This is a genomic window from Shewanella sp. 0m-8 (genome assembly GCF_052977265.1).
The window spans coordinates 14,309-34,336 of the sequence record NZ_JBRIMB010000014.1; the positions used below are offsets into that span (position 1 = coordinate 14,309).

General features: G+C 47.6%; 5 protein-coding genes. 4 read left to right on the forward strand and 1 reads right to left on the reverse strand.

Going from position 1 to position 20,028, the window contains the following annotated elements; genetic code table 11:
* Positions 1 to 40: 40 nt before the first annotated feature.
* Entirely contained in the window at positions 41 to 2,068 is a 2,028-nt protein-coding gene (fusA, locus tag ACVBIO_RS09300; RefSeq protein WP_447172459.1) for an elongation factor G, read from the reverse strand.
* 365 nt (positions 2,069 to 2,433) lie between these two features.
* Between fusA and ACVBIO_RS09305 the strand changes: the two genes are divergently transcribed.
* The 4 genes from ACVBIO_RS09305 to pfaC are packed head-to-tail and all read left to right on the forward strand — an operon-like array spanning position 2,434 to position 19,929.
* The gene (locus tag ACVBIO_RS09305) at positions 2,434 to 3,300 is read left to right on the forward strand and encodes a transcriptional regulator (RefSeq protein WP_447172460.1); all 867 of its coding nucleotides are present in this window, start codon (positions 2,434 to 2,436) and stop codon (positions 3,298 to 3,300) included.
* Positions 3,300 to 11,633: an eicosapentaenoate synthase subunit PfaA gene (pfaA, locus tag ACVBIO_RS09310; protein WP_447172461.1), complete on the forward strand. Its 8,334-nt coding sequence runs from the start codon at positions 3,300 to 3,302 to the stop codon at positions 11,631 to 11,633. The genes ACVBIO_RS09305 and pfaA overlap by 1 nt, the downstream gene beginning before the upstream one ends.
* A complete protein-coding gene (locus tag ACVBIO_RS09315; RefSeq protein ID WP_447172462.1) occupies positions 11,633 to 13,966 on the forward strand; it encodes a PfaB family protein in 2,334 nt (777 codons plus the stop codon). The genes pfaA and ACVBIO_RS09315 overlap by 1 nt, the downstream gene beginning before the upstream one ends.
* The gene (gene pfaC / locus ACVBIO_RS09320; protein ID WP_447172463.1) at positions 13,966 to 19,929 is read left to right on the forward strand and encodes an eicosapentaenoate synthase subunit PfaC; all 5,964 of its coding nucleotides are present in this window, start codon (positions 13,966 to 13,968) and stop codon (positions 19,927 to 19,929) included. The genes ACVBIO_RS09315 and pfaC overlap by 1 nt, the downstream gene beginning before the upstream one ends.
* Positions 19,930 to 20,028: the final 99 nt, after the last annotated feature.

The following is a 20,028-nucleotide window of genomic DNA, read 5'->3' on the forward strand; positions in this document are numbered from 1 at the left end:
AAATGGCACCACAATAGCCAAAACCACTGAAATCAATCTTTTAACGCATTAACGAAGACTGCACTCTATCGGGAACCACATCGTAACGGCTAAAGCTCATTGAAAACTGCCCCTCTCCTCCTGTCATAGATTTAAGCCTGGTGGAATAATCTGCAACATTTGCCAGTGGCGCTTCCACACTCACCTCGACCATGCCATTAGTTTGCGCCTGTGTACCACACACTATGCCTCTGGATGCGCTAATATCGCCAGTGATATCACCGACCTGATTCTGTTCAACGCAAATCTGCATATCTACAACTGGTTCAAGAATGACTGGCTGCGCCAATGTGACCGCCTCCATAAAAGCCCGCTTGCCCGCCATCACAAATGCGATCTCTTTTGAATCAACGCTATGGTGCTTACCATCTAATATAGTGACCTTAATATCTTGCATTGGGAAACCACCTAAGCCTCCAGCTAACATCGCTTCACGCACCCCTTTCTCTACTGCGGGGATATATTGACTCGGTACAGAACCACCCACCACTTTACTCACAAACTCAAAGCCCGCGCCACGGGATAGAGGCTGAACCAGCAACTCCACTTCACCAAATTGGCCAGAGCCTCCCGATTGCTTCTTATGACGGTAACGATATTTGGCTTCTCCCAAAATCGTTTCGCGATAAGCAACTGCCGGTGTATCGGTATCCATATCAACGTTAAATAAGGTTTGCGCTTTTTCTAGAGCAATTTGAAGATGTAAGTCTCCTTGGCCTTTCAACACCGTTTGCCCCTCAGCGTCACTTCGACTGATCTGTAAACTCGGATCTTCTGCCACTAACTTGTTCAGCACTTCCGATATTTTTTGCTCATCGCCACGTTTTTTGGGTGATACAGCTAAACCAAAAATTGGCAGAGGCAGAACGAGCTCAGCCAAGTGCAACTCATCTTCATCGTGGCTATCATGTAAAACGGTGCCCACCTCTAACTCTTCAACTTTAGCGATTGCACAAATATCCCCAGGGATAGCCTGGCTAACCTCAATATGTTTATCACCTTGTAGCTTCGTCAGGTGAGTCACTTTAAAGGGCTTGCGGCCACGACCAAGAAACAACTTCATCCCTACGTTTATCGTGCCTTGATAGAGACGAAATACGCCCATGCGGCCAAAAAATGGGTCTATCGACACTCTAAATACATGCGCTAATACATGATCGTTGGCTGACTGGCTAACATCAATTGGCTTAGCCTCATTGGCAAAGCCCTTAAAAAATTGCGGCGGGTTTGCCTCTAGCGGACTCGGCATTAATTTAACCAATACCTCAAGTAATGAACTGATCCCAATATCTCTTTCAGCGCTGGTAAAACACACTGGCACTAAATGCCCCATACGTAATGCAGTTTCTAACGGTGCATGCAGTTGCTCTGGTGTTAAAGATTCGCCCTGCTCAAGGTAGAGCTCCATTAATTGCTCATCTTCTTCAAGTACGGTATCGACCAGTTCATCTCTTGCCGATTGCGCCCCAATAAATGCGGTTTCAGTGTGATGGTCGTAATGAAGATAGCAATCAACAACGCCATCACCTGCAGTGTTAGGTAGATTAACGGGTAAGCATCGGTGGCCAAACTGAGTTTGAATACTTTGCAATAACGCCGCCAACCCCGCCTCATTGCCGTCGATATGATTGATCGCAATCAGTACCGCCTTACCTTGACTTCGGGCGGCATCAAAGGCTCTTTTCGTCACAGGTTCAATACCGACTGCCGCATGGATAACCAAGATCACCGACTCTACACCGGGTAACGGCAATAAAGCGCGTCCAAAAAAGTCAGGCAGACCGGGAGTATCGATGAAGTTGATATGGTGAGAGCTGTAATCAAGATTAAGAAAAGAGGGTTCTAAACTGTGACGGTGGGATTTTTCTTGGGCAGTGAAATCAGCATGATTTGTGCCCCTATCGACCCTGCCCTTTAATGTTATCGCTTTAGCGCGAAACAGCAACGCCTCCAATAGCGATGATTTCCCTGAACCTGTGTGTCCGAGCACCGCAAAATTGCGGATTTGCTCAGTCGTAAACGTAGCCATATTGGCCTCCTTTTATCACATTATTAAATCATTCCATATTTCATCAAGACACGTGTTTCACCTTTGTTAATTGCAAGTATAGACCTGTTAAAAAGCTTAATGCTTGACCTAGATCACCCTTTAATCCACCTACTTAATTCACACAACAAAACAACAATCTAACTTACAAGTGTTCGCCGAATCTGGTCGTATCAGCAATTATTAAGTCCCAGGTGATTGTATTGCCTTATCAGCTCAGGTAGTCTGCTCTGCCATTAGCTTGAAATTATCGACGAAATTGTGATGACAGCAGACTTAGAACTGGGGTTCTAGCGCTATTTGACCATGTAGTCCCAACAGATTATTAACGGATACCCGCTAAACTGATGGCAGAAATAAATAGTGCATACATAAAAGAAGTTAACAACAACTCGAATAAGTGTACGCAAGTTGACAACGAAACAAGGCATCGCAATGCCACTACGACTCCTGAGATGCGTCGATTCATTCAAGGATCCGATCTGGGGGTGAGTCAACTCTCAAAAATATTGAATATCAGTGAAGCCACCGTTCGTAAATGGCGCAGACGCGACTCTGTCGAAAATACCCCCAATACACCGCATCACCTCAATACCACGTTAACCCCGCTACAAGAATATGTGGTAGTAGGATTGCGTTATCAATTGAAGATGCCGCTAGACACCTTATTAAAAGCCACGCAGAAATTTATTAACCCTAATGTGTCGCGCTCTGGTTTAGCTCGGTGTTTAAAGCGCTATGGGGTCTCACGGGTCAGTGACATTACTAGCCCTAACGTGCCGATGCGTTACTTTAATCATATTCCGGTCACCCAAGGCAGCGACGTGCAAACCTATACCTTGCATTACGAAACGCTCGCTAAAACCTTAGCTCTTCCGAGCACCGACGGCGACAACGTAGTACAGGTGGTTTCACTCACCATTCCGCCAAAGCTAACACAGCAGCAACCTAGCTCTATTTTACTCGGCATCGATCCCCATAGTGATTGGATCTATCTCGACATATATCAAGATGGCAATACTCAAGCCACCAACCGTTACATGACCTATGTCCTTAAACATGGGCCATTCCATTTACGAAAGTTACTCGTGCGTAACTATCACACTTTTTTACAGCGCTTTCCTGGTGCGACGCCAAATCGCCACACCACAAAAGATAAGCCTAAAACAAACAACAAGACGCCTGATAATCAGGCATCCAGTGGAGACTCATAATGAGCCAGACCTCTAAACCTACACAATCAGCTAAAGCGACTGAGCAAGCACAAGAGTCACAAGCTGATTCACGCTTAAACAAGCGCCTTAAAGATATGCCGATTGCCATCGTTGGCATGGCGAGCATCTTTGCTAACTCTCGTTACTTAAATAAGTTCTGGGATCTTATTAGTGAAAAAATTGATGCTATCACCGAGCTACCATCGACTCACTGGCAACCAGAAGAATATTATGATGCCAATAAGAGTACGCCAGACAAGAGTTACTGTAAGCGTGGTGGCTTCTTACCAGAAGTCGATTTCAACCCAATGGAATTTGGCCTGCCGCCAAATATCCTAGAGCTAACAGATTCTTCACAGCTACTTTCGCTTATCGTGGCGAAAGAAGTCTTGGCCGACGCCAACCTACCTGAAGGTTACGACAGAGATAAGATTGGTATCACCTTAGGTGTCGGCGGCGGTCAAAAAATTAGCCACAGCCTAACAGCGCGCCTGCAGTACCCAGTGCTAAAGAAAGTATTCGCTAGCAGTGGCATCAGTGACACTGACAGCGAAATGCTGATCAAGAAGTTCCAAGACCAATATGTGCATTGGGAAGAGAACTCATTCCCAGGCTCTCTAGGTAATGTAATTGCTGGTCGTATTGCCAACCGATTTGATTTTGGTGGCATGAACTGCGTCGTTGATGCGGCATGTGCAGGCTCACTCGCCGCGATGCGTATGGCGCTCACAGAGCTGACCGAAGGTCGCTCAGAGATGATGATCACAGGTGGTGTCTGTACCGATAACTCACCATCTATGTACATGAGCTTCTCAAAAACCCCCGCCTTTACCACTAATGAAACCATTCAGCCATTTGATATCGACTCTAAAGGCATGATGATTGGTGAAGGTATTGGTATGGTGGCGCTTAAGCGCCTTGAAGATGCCGAGCGTGATGGCGACCGGATCTATTCAGTGATCAAAGGTGTAGGCTCATCATCTGATGGTAAGTTTAAATCTATCTACGCCCCTCGTCCGTCTGGTCAAGCAAAAGCGTTAAACCGCGCTTATGATGACGCAGGTTTTGCACCGCACACACTTGGACTTATCGAAGCCCATGGTACTGGTACGGCAGCAGGCGATGCAGCAGAATTTGCCGGTCTTTGTTCAGTGTTTCGCGACGACAATGACACCAAACAGCACATTGCACTGGGCTCAGTTAAATCTCAAATTGGCCACACTAAATCAACTGCAGGTACTGCGGGGCTTATTAAAGCCGCACTTGCACTGCATCATAAAGTGCTACCGGCAACAATTAACGTTAGCCAGCCAAGTCCAAAGCTTGATATCGAGAACTCGCCGTTTTATCTAAACACTGAAACCCGTCCGTGGTTACCACGTACTGATGGTACGCCGCGCCGTGCGGGTATTAGCTCGTTTGGTTTTGGTGGCACTAACTTCCACTTTGTATTGGAAGAGTACAATAATGAGCATAAACGCGATGATAGTGAGAAGGCTAATTACCGCCAACGCCATGTAGCTCAAAGCTTCTTAGTCAGCGCTAGCGATAAAGCGACATTGATAAAGGAGCTAAACACACTTGCAGCATCAGCAGAGCAAGCTGAATTTAACCTCAAAGATGCTGCTGCAAACTACGCCTTACGTGAGCTTGATACAACTGCGCCACGTCTTGGTTTAGTGGCAAACTCTCGCGAAGAATTAGCCAACCAAATTAAGCAAGCGATTGCAAAACTGTCATCGAGTGATGATGCCGCATGGCAGCTGCCTGGTGGCACGAGCTACCGCACAGCCGCGATTGAAGGTAAAGTCGCCGCATTATTTGCAGGCCAAGGCTCTCAGTATCTGAATATGGGCCGCGAGCTTGCCTGTTACTACCCAGAGATGCGCCAGCAGTTTGTGACTGCCGATAAAGTTTTTGCCGCCAACAACAAAACACCATTGTCGCAAACGCTATATCCAAAGCCTGTATTTAATAAAGACGACTTAACAACCCAAGAAGCGATTCTGACCAATACCGCCAATGCACAAAGTGCTATCGGCGCGATCTCTATGGGTCAGTATGAGCTGTTCACCGCTGCAGGTTTTAATGCCGATATGGTGGCGGGTCATAGTTTTGGTGAGCTAAGCGCCTTATGCGCCGCAGGTGTGATTTCAGCTGATGATTACTACAAGCTGGCTTTTGCTCGTGGTGATGCCATGGCCACTAAAGCTAAAACGAAAGACGGTCAAGATGCTGATTGTGGCGCCATGTTTGCGGTTATCCATAAAGCGGATGATTTAGGTACACTTGAAAACACAATCGCCAAGTTCGACGGCGTAAAAGTCGCTAACTACAACGCCCCAACGCAATCGGTTATAGCCGGCCCAACCGCCACCACAGCGGATGCCGCCAAAGCACTAGGCGAGCTTGGTTATAAAGCGATTAACCTACCCGTATCTGGCGCTTTCCACACCGAACTTGTTGGTCATGCTCAGGCGCCATTTGCCAAAGCGATTGATGCCGCCAAGTTTACTAAAGCGAGCCGTGCGCTTTACTCAAATGCAACTGGCGCACTTTATGACAGCACTGCAGCAAAGATTAAAACCTCGTTTAAGAAACATATGCTTCAATCGGTACGCTTTACCACTCAACTTGATGCTATGTATGAAGCGGGTGCACGCATATTTGTCGAATTTGGCCCAAAAAACATCCTGCAAAAGTTGGTACAAGGCACCCTTGCAGAGCATATGAGCGACATTTGCGCCATCTCAATTAACCCAAGCCCTAAAGGCGATAGCGACCTACAGCTAAAGCAAGCTGCAGTTCAATTAGCGGTTGCCGGTATCAAGCTTGATAATATCGACCCATACCAGGCCGATATCGCAGCGCCAGCGAAAAAGTCACCAATGAGTATTTCGCTGAACGCTGCCAACCATATCAGTAAAGCAACACGGGCTAAAATGGCTAAGTCACTAGAGACGGGCATAGTAACGTCTCAAATCGAACGTGTGATTGAGGAAAAAGTGGTTGAAGTTGAAAAGCTTGTTGAAGTCGAAAAAATTGTAGAAAAAATCGTTGAAGTTGAAAAGATTATTGAGGTTGCAGCCCCAGCGGGTGCAATGCAAGCCAATGCAGTCCAAGCCCGTTCAGTTGTAGATCCAGTTATAGATTCCGGTATAGAGAGCCAATTTGTGTCTAAAAACAGTAAGCCAGCAGCTCATAGCATTAGCCGTGATGCATTAAGTAACTTCTTTGCCGCGCAGCAGCAAACCGCTCAGCTGCATCAGCAGTTCTTGGAGATCCCGCAGCAATACGGCGAGACTTTCACAACCTTGATGACAGAGCAGACTAAACTGGCAAGTTCAGGTGTTGCGATCCCTGAGAGCCTACAGCGCTCTATGGAGCAGTTCCACCAGCTACAAGCGCAAACACTGCAAAGCCATACCCAATTCTTAGAAATGCAAGCGGGTAGCAATATTGCAGCATTGAACCTACTCAATGGCAACCAAGCAACTTATGCGCCTGTCATTCACAATGAAGCTATTCAAAGCCAAGTTGTTACTCAACCTGCGATTGAAGCTCCGGTAAACAGTGCGCCAGTGCAGCCGACTCAAGCTCCACAAGCACAGCCTGCACCTGTAACAGCACCTGCTCCGATTCAGACTACGCCGGTACAATCAGCTCCTGTTCAAACTGCCCCAGTACAAGTTGCTCGTCAAGCAGCGCCAGCTCAAGCTGCTATCGTACCGACTCATACAAGTGCTACAAGCCCAGCTGTCGCTATTAGCGCTGAATCAGCCTTGAGCTCGCAAACAGCCTTGAGCGCTGCAAAAGTGCAAAGCACTATGATGTCTGTGGTTGCCGAGAAGACAGGTTACCCAACTGAAATGCTAGAGCTTGAAATGGATATGGAAGCCGACCTAGGCATTGATTCTATCAAGCGCGTTGAGATTTTAGGTACAGTACAAGACGAGCTACCGGGTCTGCCTGAGCTTAGCCCTGAAGATCTAGCAGAGTGTCGTACCCTTGGCGAGATCGTGGCTTATATGGGCAGTAAACTGCCAGCTGAAGGCTCTGCGCTTTCAACAACTGCCGCCGCGGCGCCTCAAGTAGCTGCTGCACCAGCAGTAAACGGTCTGAGCGCTGAAACAGCCTTGAGCGCGCAAAAAGTACAGGCTACTATGATGTCAGTGGTTGCCGAAAAAACCGGTTACCCAACTGAAATGCTAGAGCTTGAAATGGATATGGAAGCCGACCTAGGCATCGATTCTATCAAGCGCGTTGAAATTCTTGGCACAGTACAAGATGAGCTACCGGGTTTGCCTGAGCTTAGCCCAGAAGATCTTGCTGAGTGTCGTACCCTTGGCGAAATCGTGGCGTACATGAATAGCAAGCTTTCATCAATTCCAGTTACTACTGCTGCGACTGTTACGCTAGTGGCCACAGCAAACGGCCTTTCTGCCGAAAAAGTACAGGCTACTATGATGTCAGTGGTTGCCGAAAAAACCGGTTACCCAACTGAAATGCTAGAGCTTGAAATGGATATGGAAGCCGACCTAGGCATCGATTCTATCAAGCGCGTTGAGATTTTAGGTACAGTACAAGACGAGCTACCGAGTCTGCCTGAGCTTAGCCCAGAAGATCTTGCTGAGTGTCGTACCCTTGGCGAAATCGTGGCGTACATGAATAGCAAGCTTTCATCAATTCCAGTTACTACTGCTGCGACTGTTACGCTAGTGGCCACAGCAAACGGCCTTTCTGCCGAAAAGGTACAGGCTACTATGATGTCAGTGGTTGCCGACAAGACCGGTTACCCAACTGAAATGCTAGAGCTAAGCATGGATATGGAAGCCGATTTAGGTATCGATTCGATTAAGCGCGTTGAAATTCTTGGCACAGTACAAGATGAACTACCGGGTTTGCCTGAACTTAATCCTGAAGATTTAGCAGAGTGTCGCACTCTTGGCGAAATCGTGGCTTATATGGGCAGTAAACTGCCAGCTGAGGGCTCTAGCGCTGCGGCGGTTCTTAATGTTAGTGCCGCTGAAGGCTCTGCGCTTTCATCTACACCAGCTGCAAACGGTCTAAGTGCCGACAAGGTACAGGCTACTATGATGTCTGTAGTTGCCGAGAAAACGGGTTACCCAACTGAAATGCTAGAGCTAAGCATGGATATGGAAGCTGATTTAGGTATCGATTCGATTAAGCGCGTTGAAATTCTTGGCACAGTACAAGATGAGCTACCGGGTCTGCCTGAACTTAATCCTGAAGATCTAGCTGAGTGTCGCACTCTTGGCGAAATCGTGGCTTATATGGGCAGTAAACTGCCAGCTGAGGGCTCTAGCGCTGCGGCGGTTCTTAATGTTAGTGCCGCTGAAGGCTCTGCGCTTTCATCTACACCAGCTGCAAACGGTCTAAGTGCCGACAAGGTACAGGCTACTATGATGTCTGTAGTTGCCGATAAAACCGGTTACCCAACTGAAATGCTTGAGCTAAGCATGGATATGGAAGCTGATTTAGGTATCGATTCGATTAAGCGCGTTGAGATTCTTGGCACAGTACAAGATGAGCTACCGGGTCTGCCTGAACTTAATCCTGAAGATCTAGCAGAGTGTAGAACACTGGGCGAAATCGTGGCTTATATGGGCAGTAAACTGCCAGCTGAAGGCTCTAAGCTCGCTCCAAGTGCAGCTGAGGGCTCTGCTAATACAAGTGCAGCTGAAGGCTCTGTTAAGCCAGCGCCATTGTCTGCAGAACCAAGAGTAGAACTTCCTCCTCATAGCGAGGTAGCGCTAAAAAAGCTTAATGCGGCGGACAAGCTACAAGACTGTTTCGCCGCAGATACAACCCTTGTGATCAATGATGATGGTCATAACGCGGGTGTTCTTGCAGAGAAACTAACAAAACAAGGTCTTAAAGTTGCCGTTGTGCGTCTTGCTGCTGGCCAGCCACAATCGCCACTTTCAAGCGATGTTGCCAGCTTTGAACTTGCCTCAAGCGAAGAATCTGAGCTTGAAACAAGTATTACTGCGGTTATTGCAGAGATTGAAACTCAGGTTGGCACTATTGGTGGCTTTATCCACTTACAACCTGAAGCCAATGCCACTGAGCAAACAGCAGTCAACCTAGATGCGCAAAGCTTTACTCACGTTAGCAATGCGTTCTTGTGGGCAAAACTGTTGCAACCAAAGCTAGTACAAACACCGCTTGTAGATGCAAAAGCTGACGCTCGTCGCTGTTTCATTACCGTCAGTCGTATCGACGGTGGCTTTGGTTACTTAAATACCGATGCATTAAAAGATGCCGAACTTAACCAAGCTGCACTAGCAGGCTTAACTAAAACCTTAAGCCATGAATGGCCACAGGTTTTCTGTCGTGCGCTGGACATTGCAACAGATGTTGATGCAACACACTTTGCTGATGCCATTACTAGTGAACTATTTGATAGCCAAGTTCAGCTGCCAGAAGTAGGGTTAAGCTTAGTTGAAGGCCAAATTAACCGCGTAACACTCATTGCCGGTGAAGCCTGCAATAAAACCGCTCCAGCCGAGCTAAACAGTACAGATAAAATACTGGTGACCGGTGGCGCAAAAGGTGTGACATTTGAATGCGCGCTGTCATTAGCCGCTCGCACTCAATCACACTTTATTTTAGCTGGCCGTAGCGAATTACAAGCATTGCCAAGCTGGGCTGAAGGTAAGCAAACTAGCGAGCTAAAATCTGCGGCGATTGCGCATATTATCTCAACAGGTCAAAAGCCAACGCCAAAGCAAGTTGAAGCGGCTGTTTGGCCAGTACAAAGCAGTATTGAGATCAACGCTGCCCTAACCGCCTTTAGCAACGTTGGCGCTTCAGCTGAATATGTCAGCATGGACGTGACCGACAGCGCGGCAATCACAGCAGCGCTAAAAGGTCGCTCAAGTGAAATCACGGGTCTTATTCACGGCGCGGGCGTGTTAGCTGACAAACACATTCAAGATAAAACCCTTGCTGAGCTTGCACGAGTTTATGGCACTAAGGTCAATGGCCTTAAAGCACTACTTGCTGCACTTGAGCCAAGCAAGATCAAACTGTTAGCTATGTTCTCATCTGCAGCGGGGTTCTACGGTAACACAGGGCAAAGCGATTATGCGATGTCGAACGATATTCTCAATAAGGCGGCATTGCAGTTCACTGCTCGCAACCCTCAAGCTAAAGTCATGAGCTTTAACTGGGGCCCTTGGGATGGCGGTATGGTTAATCCTGCACTGAAGAAGATGTTTACCGACCGTGGTGTGTACGTTATTCCACTTAAAGCGGGCGCTGAATTATTTGCGACTCAGCTATTAGGTGAAACCGGCGTGCAATTGCTAATTGGTACGTCAATGCAAGGCAAAAGCGACACAAAAGCAACTGAGGCTGCTTCTGTAAAAAAGCTTAATGCGGATGAGGTGCTAACAACATCGCATCCGCGTGCTGATGCACAAAATTCACCACTGCAAGCTTTCACCGCAACGCGCCTACTAACCCCAAGTGCGATGGCCTTCATTGAAGATCACCGCATTGGCGGTAACAGTGTGCTGCCAACGGTATGTGCTATCGACTGGATGCGAGAAGTGGCAAGCGACATGCTTGGCGCTCAAGTTAAGGTACTTGATTACAAGCTATTAAAAGGCATTGTATTTGAGACTGATGCGGCGCAAGAGCTAACCCTTGAGCTAACCCCTACAAGCTCTGACCCTGCAACGCTGCAAGCATTGATCAGCTGCAATGGTCGTCCGCAATATAAGGCGACGCTTGTCAGTGACCAAATAAGTAACAAGATCAGTGAGCGCACTAGCAAGCAATTTAACTTAGGTGCCACTCAAGTGATCACCACGGCTAAAGAGCTTTATAGCAACGGGACTCTGTTTCATGGTCCACGCCTGCAGGGCATCGAGTCTGTTGTTCGTTTTGACGAGCAAGGCTTAATCGCAAAGGTTGCCTTACCAGCAGTAAACCTCGCTGATTGTGGCGAGTTTTTACCGCAAAATCATCTGGGTGGTAGCCAGCCTTTTGCCGAAGATCTACTGCTGCAAGCCATGCTCGTTTGGGCACGACTTAAAACCGGATCGGCAAGTCTGCCTTCGGCAATTGGCGAGTTTGTTTCCTACCAGCCTATGGCCTTTGGTGAAACAGGTGTGATTGAGCTTGAAGTGATTAAACACAACACGCGCTCACTTGAAGCCAATGTGATGCTATACCATGACAATGGCGAGTTAAGTGCCATGTTCAAGTCAGCTAAAATCACCATTAGCAAAAGCTTGAACTCAGCGTTTTTGCCTGCTGCGCTAACAAACAAAACGTTAGCAACTGACAGTGAGGCGACATAGTGGAACAAACGCCTAAAGCAAGTGTGATGCCGCTGCGCATCGCACTGATTTTGCTGCCTGCGCCACAAATGAGTGCTGATAACTTATCAGCACTCTTGCCTGAGTTAAGCGCAACTAACATCTTGAGCCAATCGAGTGAATTTGAACTGGTCAAGCTTCTGGTCGATAACGCAACTGAACACTCAAGTGACAGCTTTGATAAGCTGCTAAATACCAGTATTAACGCGATAAATGCCGGTAAATGGGTACAGCTAGCAACTGCTAAGCAATCTCTGTTGATGCTACCGGCCCTTAAAGCTGCCCAGTTGCGCTTGCACCCACATGCAGTGCTAAGTGCGATGCAGCAACTTACTGATATAACTTCAGATATGAGTTCTGGTACCAGAGCTGCGAGTACAACTGAGCGCACCGATACCATTAATGACGTTCTACGCGCGGCTTTTTCCCAGGCAAAACGTGAGCTCAATAGTGACTGTCATATTGAGTCTTACAGCGAGCTCAGCAGCCGCGAACAATTTTCGAAGGTGTATCAACTGATTGAAAAGTTGGCGACTCGCACCCATTACCGAGAAGCAACCAACCAAGGTGTGGCGTTAACCTCCAAACAGGCTAAGAGTCATTTTTGGTTTAGCGGTTTTCATCAAGCGCGGGTTGCAGCAATTAGCTTTACTCATGGCTTAAGCAGTGCCCTTAACTGCACCAGTTATGTGTTAACACAAGGCACAGGCTTTATTGCACCTAAGTCGTTACTGAACGCCAATAGATTGATGTTTATCTTAGCGGGTCACACTCAAACCGAGCTAAAAGCTGAGTTAGATAAGCTAAGTAATGCGTTAAAGCCAATTAGCAGCGCACACGCGCTAGCCTCGAACATGATTACGGATGCTAGCCAACTTGCGCTATTAGGTTTAATGCAAGATAACTTGCAGCACGCCAGCAACTATCTTGAACAGAACCTTGAACAGAACCAGCGACAAAATCAGCAAGCAGCCTATCAAGCGGTGATCCAGGCGAGTTCGATTGATAGCTTACAGCAAGAGCTAAGCGCATTTGATGATGCCTTAGCCAAACAGTTTGAGATCTCGAAAGCACCTGAGCAGCTGCTGCAATATAAAACCCCAGCGGGGAGTTACTTTACCAGTACCCCTTTAGGTTGCACGGAGCAGTCAGGTTTAGCCTTTGTCTACCCAGGCGTTGGTACGGTTTACGCCGATATGCTTAGCGAGCTCCATCAGTACTTTCCAGCGCTTTATGCTCGCCTTGAACGTGAAGGTGACCTTAAGTCGATGTTGCAAGCCGATAGCATCTATCACTTAGATCCTAACGTTGCTCCAGCAATGGATCTTGGCTCGCTGGCCATCGCCGGTGTCGGTAGCAGTTACCTATTAACTCAACTGCTCGTCGATGAGTTTAAGGTTCAGCCTAACTTTGCGCTAGGCTACTCTATGGGTGAAGCCTCTATGTGGGCGAGCCTTGGTGTTTGGACAAAGCCCCATGAATTGATCAGCAAAACTCAAACCGATCCCCTGTTTACTTCAGCGATATCAGGCGAGCTAACGGCAGTCAGACGCGCTTGGCAGCTAAAAGAGCAAGACGCTGATATTGTTTGGAATAGCTTTGTGGTAAGAAGCGAAGCGGCGCCAATTCAGGCCTTACTCGGTCATTACCCTCACGCATACCTAGCCATCATTCAGGGTGATACGTGCGTTATCGCAGGTTGTGAGCAGCAATGCAAAGCGTTACTGGCTGCATTAGGCAAACGTGGCATTGCAGCTAATCGCGTCACGGCAATGCATACTCCACCTGCTATGGAAGAGCATGCTAACGTGACGCGCTTTTACACTGAGCCGCTTAATGATGAACTGCCGTCGGCAATTCAATTTATCAGCGCAGCCAATCTAATTGGCAGCACAGATAAGCCTGTTAATTCACAGCCACTCACCAGTGAAATGCTTGCTCAGTCGATTGCAGACACTTTCTGCCATACCTTAGACTTTACTGCACTTATCCATAGCGCTCAGCGCCAAGGCGCTAAGTTATTTGTTGAGATGGGGGCTGACAGGCAAAACTGTACTCTGATAGATAAAATTGCCAAGCAAGATAGCAAGAGCGCGCAGCAGCCATGCTGCACTGTGCCAATGAATGCCAAAGGCAGCAGCGATGTAACCAGTTTACTTAAAGCGCTCGGGCAATTGATAAGCCATAAAGTGCCGCTATCTTTGCAACCATTTATCGATGGACTTCAACGAGAGCTGGCTCTATGTCAGTTACAAGCTAATCAGGTAGACCAAATTAGCTCTCAAGAAAATCATTTACTTAAAGGGGAAGTCTAATGTCTTTAACAGACAACACTTCTAACCACCCAGTATCAAATAGCTCGGAGCAGCGCACGAGCAAGCAGAGCAAAATTGCCATTATCGGCTTAGCGACACTTTATCCCGACGCCAAGAGTCCTGAAGAGTTTTGGCAGAACTTACTGGATAAACGCGACTCTCGCACCACATTAACGGATGAAAAGCTCGGGGCAAACAGCTGCGACTACCAAGGCGTTCAAGGACAATCAGACCGTTTTTATTGCGATAAAGGCGGCTACATTGACAATTTTAACTTTGATGCCCGTGGCTACAAACTCCCCGAACAAAGCTTACACGGCTTAGATGATAGTTTTCTGTGGGCGCTCGATACCAGTCGCAAAGCCTTACACGATGCAGGGATCAGCCTAGACGATACCAACCTCGCCCGCACAGGTGTGGTGATGGGCGCATTATCATTTCCGACTACCCGTTCAAACGACCTATTTCTGCCGATTTATCACAGTGCAGTTGAAAAGGCGCTACAAGATAAGTTGGGCTGCAAAGGGTTTAAACTCAATCCGACCAATGCCCATAGCCAGCGCGCAGCAAGCGAGAAAAGTCTCTATGCTGCTAACGGCGCAATTGCCCATAACAGCTCAAAATTAGTTGCCGATGCACTCGGTCTTGGCGGCGTACAACTGAGTCTTGATGCCGCCTGCGCAAGCTCTGTTTATTCACTAAAGCTCGCCTGTGACTACTTAAGCACTGGTAAAGCAGACATCATGCTCGCGGGCGCAGTATCGGGTGCCGATCCCTTCTTTATCAACATGGGGTTCTCTATCTTTCACGCCTATCCAGATCATGGTGTGTCAGTACCGTTTGATGCTAGCAGTAAAGGCCTGTTTGCCGGTGAAGGCGCTGGCGTACTGGTACTTAAGCGTCTTGAGGATGCTGAACGTGTTAACGATAAAATTTATGCCGTTGTCAGTGGCGTCGGTTTATCAAACGACGGCAAAGGTCAGTTTGTATTAAGCCCAAATCCAAAAGGTCAGGTAAAAGCATTTGAACGTGCTTACGCCGCCAGCGATATAGCGCCTAAAGATATCGAAGTGATTGAATGTCACGCAACCGGTACGCCACTGGGTGACAAAATTGAGCTGACCTCAATGGAAACCTTCTTTGAAGATAAGCTAGAGGGCAGCGACGCGCCGTTAATAGGCTCAGCTAAATCTAACTTAGGCCACCTGCTTACTGCAGCCGGAATGCCGGGGATCATGAAGATGATCTTCGCCATGAAAGAGGGCTTTTTACCGCCGAGCATCAACATTAGTGATGCCATCTCTTCACCGAAAAAACTGTTTGGAAAACCTACTCTACCTAGCATGGTACAGGGCTGGCCAGATAAACCATCGAATAATCATTTTGGTGTGAGAACCCGTCACGCGGGGGTGTCGGTATTTGGCTTTGGTGGCTGTAATGCGCACCTTTTGCTTGAGTCATATAACGGCAAAGGCACTGTTGTAACACAAGCAGAGCAAGCAATTCAGCCTACTAAGCCCGCTCGTCAAGCTCAGCCGCTAAAAGTGGTTGGCCTTGCCTCGCACTTTGGTCCGCTCAGTAGCATCAATGCGTTAAACAATGCAGTGACCCAAAACGGTAACGGCTTTATCGAGCTACCGAAAAAACGCTGGAAGGGCCTTGAAAAGCACAATGAACTTTTAGCTGAATTTGGCTTAGCATCGGCGCCTAAAGGCGCTTATGTCGATAACTTCGAGTTAGACTTCTTACGCTTTAAACTGCCACCAAATGAAGATGACCGTCTGATTTCACAGCAGCTTATGCTGATGCGTGTCACAGACGAAGCCATTCGTGATGCCAAGCTTAAGCCAGGGCAAAAAGTTGCGGTATTAGTGGCAATGGAAACCGAGCTTGAGCTGCACCAGTTCCGTGGCCGCGTAAATCTGCATACCCAACTGCAAGAAAGCCTTGCCGCTATGGGCGTCGATTTAAGTGATGATGAATACCAAGCACTTGAAGCGATTGCCATGGACAGTGTTCTTGATGCAGCAAAGCTGAATCAGTACACCAGCTTTATTGGTAATATCATGGCGTCACGTGTGGCATCATTATGGGACTTTAATGGCCCAGCCTTTACCATTTCTGCTGCAGAGCAGTCAGTTAGCCGCTGTATCGATGTTGCGCAAAACTTGATCATGGAAGATAACCTCGATGCTGTGGTCATTGCCGCCGTCGATCTATCGGGTAGCTTTGAGCAAGTGATTTTGAAAAATGCCATTGCTCCGGTTGCCCTTGAACCTAACCTTAGCCCAACCTCTACAACGTGGAATGTGGGTGAAGGTGCTGGCGCAGTGGTGTTAGTTAAAGATCAAAGTACATCTGGCAGCTCATATGGCCAAATTGATGCACTTGAATTTGCTAAAACGGCTGAAGCGGCTTTGGTCACCGACAAGTTACTCAGCCAAACCGCTATCGATTTTAATGCGATTAAAGTGATTGAAACTATGGCCGCGCCAGCGAGCCAAATTCAATTAGCGCTGAGTGCTGCTTCACAAGTGACTCATACTGCTGCCGAGCAACGTATTGGTCACTGTTTTGCTGCAGCGGGCATGGCAAGTCTATTACATGGCTTACTAAACTTAAATAAACACCCTCTAAAGCAACACTCTGTAGCCAAAGCAGGTAGCGTTAATTGCGCGCTGATCAATAACATCAGCGAGAATCAACTATCACAGTTATTGATTAGCCAAACGGCCAGCGAGCAACACGCATTAACCGAGCGTTTAAGCAGTGAGCTTAAATCTGATGCTAAACACCAACTAGTTAAGCAAGTCACCTTAGGTGGCCGCGATATCTACCAGCATATTATCGATACGCCGCTTGCAAGCCTTGAAACGATTACGCAAAAGTTGGCGCAGGCGACAGCATCGACCGTGGTAAACAAAGTTAAACCGATTAAGGCAGCTGACTCAGTCGAAACGGCTGACTTAGTAGAGCCACAAATAACAATTGCAGCACAACAGACTGCAAACATTGGCGTCACCGCTCAGGCACCCAAACGTGAATTAGGTACCCCACCAATGACAACGAATACAATAAGCAATACAACAGGCAAGACTCTCGATATTGCCCCTGGCGACCTGGCCAGTTTTCAACAGAATCAACAGTTAACTCTGCAAGCTCACCAAGCATTTTTACAAAGCCGCAATGCGGGTATGAAGGTAGCTGATGCGCTGCTAAAACAGCAGTTAGCTCAAGTGACAGGTCAGGTAGCAGAAGCTGTGACAACACTAGCACCAGCTCAAGTTGCCGCTTTTCAACAATTCGATACACCTGCAGCTGTTGTTGCTCAAGCGGCAGAGGTTGCAGCATTAGTGCCCGATCACGCTAACGTGCCGCCATATTCTCCGCCAGTACCTGCACTTAAGCCATGCATCTGGAGCTACGCTGATTTAGTCGAGTATGCAGAAGGTGATATCGCCAAGGTGTTTGGCAGTGATTACGCTATCATCGATAGTTACTCACGCCGCATACGCCTACCAACCACAGACTACCTACTGGTATCACGTGTAACCAAACTCAATGCGACTATGAATGAGTTTAAGCCGTGTTCAATGACCACCGAGTACGACATCCCAGTTGATGCTCCGTATCTTGTAGATGGCCAAATTCCGTGGGCAGTCGCGGTTGAATCAGGTCAGTGCGACTTGATGCTAATTAGCTACTTAGGCATCGACTTTGAGAACAAGGGCCAGCGCGTTTATCGTTTACTTGATTGCACCCTCACCTTCTTAGGCGATCTGCCTCGTGGCGGCGACACACTGCGTTACGACATTAAGATCAACAACTATGCTCGCAATGGCGACACCTTGCTGTTTTTCTTCTCATACGAGTGTTTTGTTGGCGACAAGATGATTTTGAAGATGGACGGCGGCTGCGCTGGCTTCTTTACCGACGAAGAGCTTGCTGACGGTAAAGGGGTGATTCGCACCGAAGATGAGATAAAAGCCCGCAGTCTTGTGGTTAAGCAACGCTTTAATCCGTTATTAGATTGCCCTAAAACGCAATTTAATTATGGCGAAATACATAAGCTGTTAACTGCGGATATTGAAGGCTGTTTTGGCCCAACTCATCAAGGCGCTCATCAACCATCACTGTGTTTTGCTTCTGAAAAGTTTTTGATGATAGAACAAGTCAGCAAGATTGATCGCACTGGCGGCACTTGGGGGCTTGGCTTAATCGAAGGTCATAAACAACTGGAAGCTGACCACTGGTATTTCCCGTGTCACTTTAAGGGCGATCAGGTGATGGCAGGCTCGCTCATGGCCGAAGGTTGTGGTCAATTGCTGCAGTTCTATATGCTGCACCTTGGTATGCACACCCAAACTAAAAATGGTCGTTTCCAACCATTAGAGAACGCCTCACAGCAAGTTCGCTGCCGCGGCCAAGTGCTGCCGCAATCTGGCGAATTAACTTACCGTATGGAAGTGACTGAAATAGGCTTTAGCCCTCGCCCTTATGCAAAAGCTAACATCGATATCTTGCTCAACGGCAAAGCGGTGGTAGATTTCCAAAATCTAGGTGTGATGATCCGCGAGGAAGATGAGTGCACTCGTTACCCAACTTTTGCTAACGTCACTGCTATTGAAAACACTCAAGCGCCTGCGGCTAGTAAAGAGTCTGAGCCTTCAGCGTCTCTTAACAAAAAGTCATACCAGCCTGCATCAGCAAACGCTCCGTTAATGGCGCAAATTCCTGATCTGAGCAAAGAGCCAAACAAGGGCGTGATTCCTATCTCGCACGTTGAAGCGCCCATTACCCCAGATTACTCGAATCGTGTACCCGATACCGTGCCGTTCACGCCGTATCACATGTTTGAGTTCGCCACAGGTAACATCGAAAACTGTTTCGGGCCTGAGTTCTCAATCTATCGCGGTATGATCCCGCCACGTACGCCATGTGGCGACCTGCAGGTCACCACTCGCGTCATTGAAGTTAACGGCAAGCGCGGCGAATTTAAAAAACCATCATCGTGTATCGCTGAGTATGAAGTACCTGCTGATGCATGGTATTTCGACAAAAATAGTCACCAGGCTGTAATGCCTTACTCTATTTTAATGGAAATATCACTGCAGCCTAACGGCTTTATCTCAGGTTACATGGGCACAACCCTTGGTTTTCCGGGCCTTGAGCTATTCTTCCGTAACTTAGACGGCAGCGGTGAGCTACTGCGTGATGTTGATTTGCGCGGCAAAACCATTCGTAACGACTCACGTTTGTTATCAACGGTGATGGCGGGCACAAACATCATTCAGAGCTTTAGCTTTGAGCTCAGCGTTGATAATGAGCCTTTCTATCGCGGTACTGCGGTATTTGGATATTTTAAAGGTGACGCCCTTAAAGATCAGTTAGGTCTAGATAACGGTAAAGTCACTCAACCTTGGCATGTGGCTAACGGCGTTGCAGCAAGTGATAAGATCAACCTGCTCGACAAAGGCTGTCGTCACTTTAACCCACCTGTAGGCAAGCCTCATTATCGCCTTGCAGGCGGACAGCTTAACTTTATCGACAGCGTTGAAATTGTCGATAATGGTGGCACCGAAGGCTTAGGTTATCTCTACGCTGAGCGCACTATCGATCCAAGTGATTGGTTCTTCCAATTCCACTTCCACCAAGATCCAGTCATGCCTGGCTCGTTAGGTGTCGAAGCGATTATCGAAACCATGCAGACATATGCTATTAGTAAAGACTTAGGCGCTGGCTTTAAAAACCCTAAGTTTGGCCAGATTTTATCGAACATCAAGTGGAAGTATCGCGGTCAGATCAATCCGCTCAACAAACAGATGTCGATGGATGTGAGTATCACCTCGGTTAAAGATGAAAATGGTAAGAAGGTGATCACCGGTAATGCCAGCTTAAGTAAAGATGGATTGCGTATTTACGAAGTGTTTGATATAGCCATCTGCATCGAAGAATCTCTATAAACCGGAGTGAGTGACTGGCTATTTTACTCAATTTCTGTGTCAAAAGTGCTCACCTATATTCATAGGCTGCGCGCTTTTTTCTGGAAATTGAGCAAAAGT

Coding starts and splice junctions, on each gene's coding strand:
- fusA (WP_447172459.1), bottom strand. CDS start 2,068: ATGGCTACGTTTACGACTGAGCAAATCCGCAATTTTGCGGTGCTCGGA.
- ACVBIO_RS09305 (WP_447172460.1), top strand. CDS start 2,434: ATGGCAGAAATAAATAGTGCATACATAAAAGAAGTTAACAACAACTCG.
- pfaA (WP_447172461.1), top strand. CDS start 3,300: ATGAGCCAGACCTCTAAACCTACACAATCAGCTAAAGCGACTGAGCAA.
- pfaC (WP_447172463.1), top strand. CDS start 13,966: ATGTCTTTAACAGACAACACTTCTAACCACCCAGTATCAAATAGCTCG.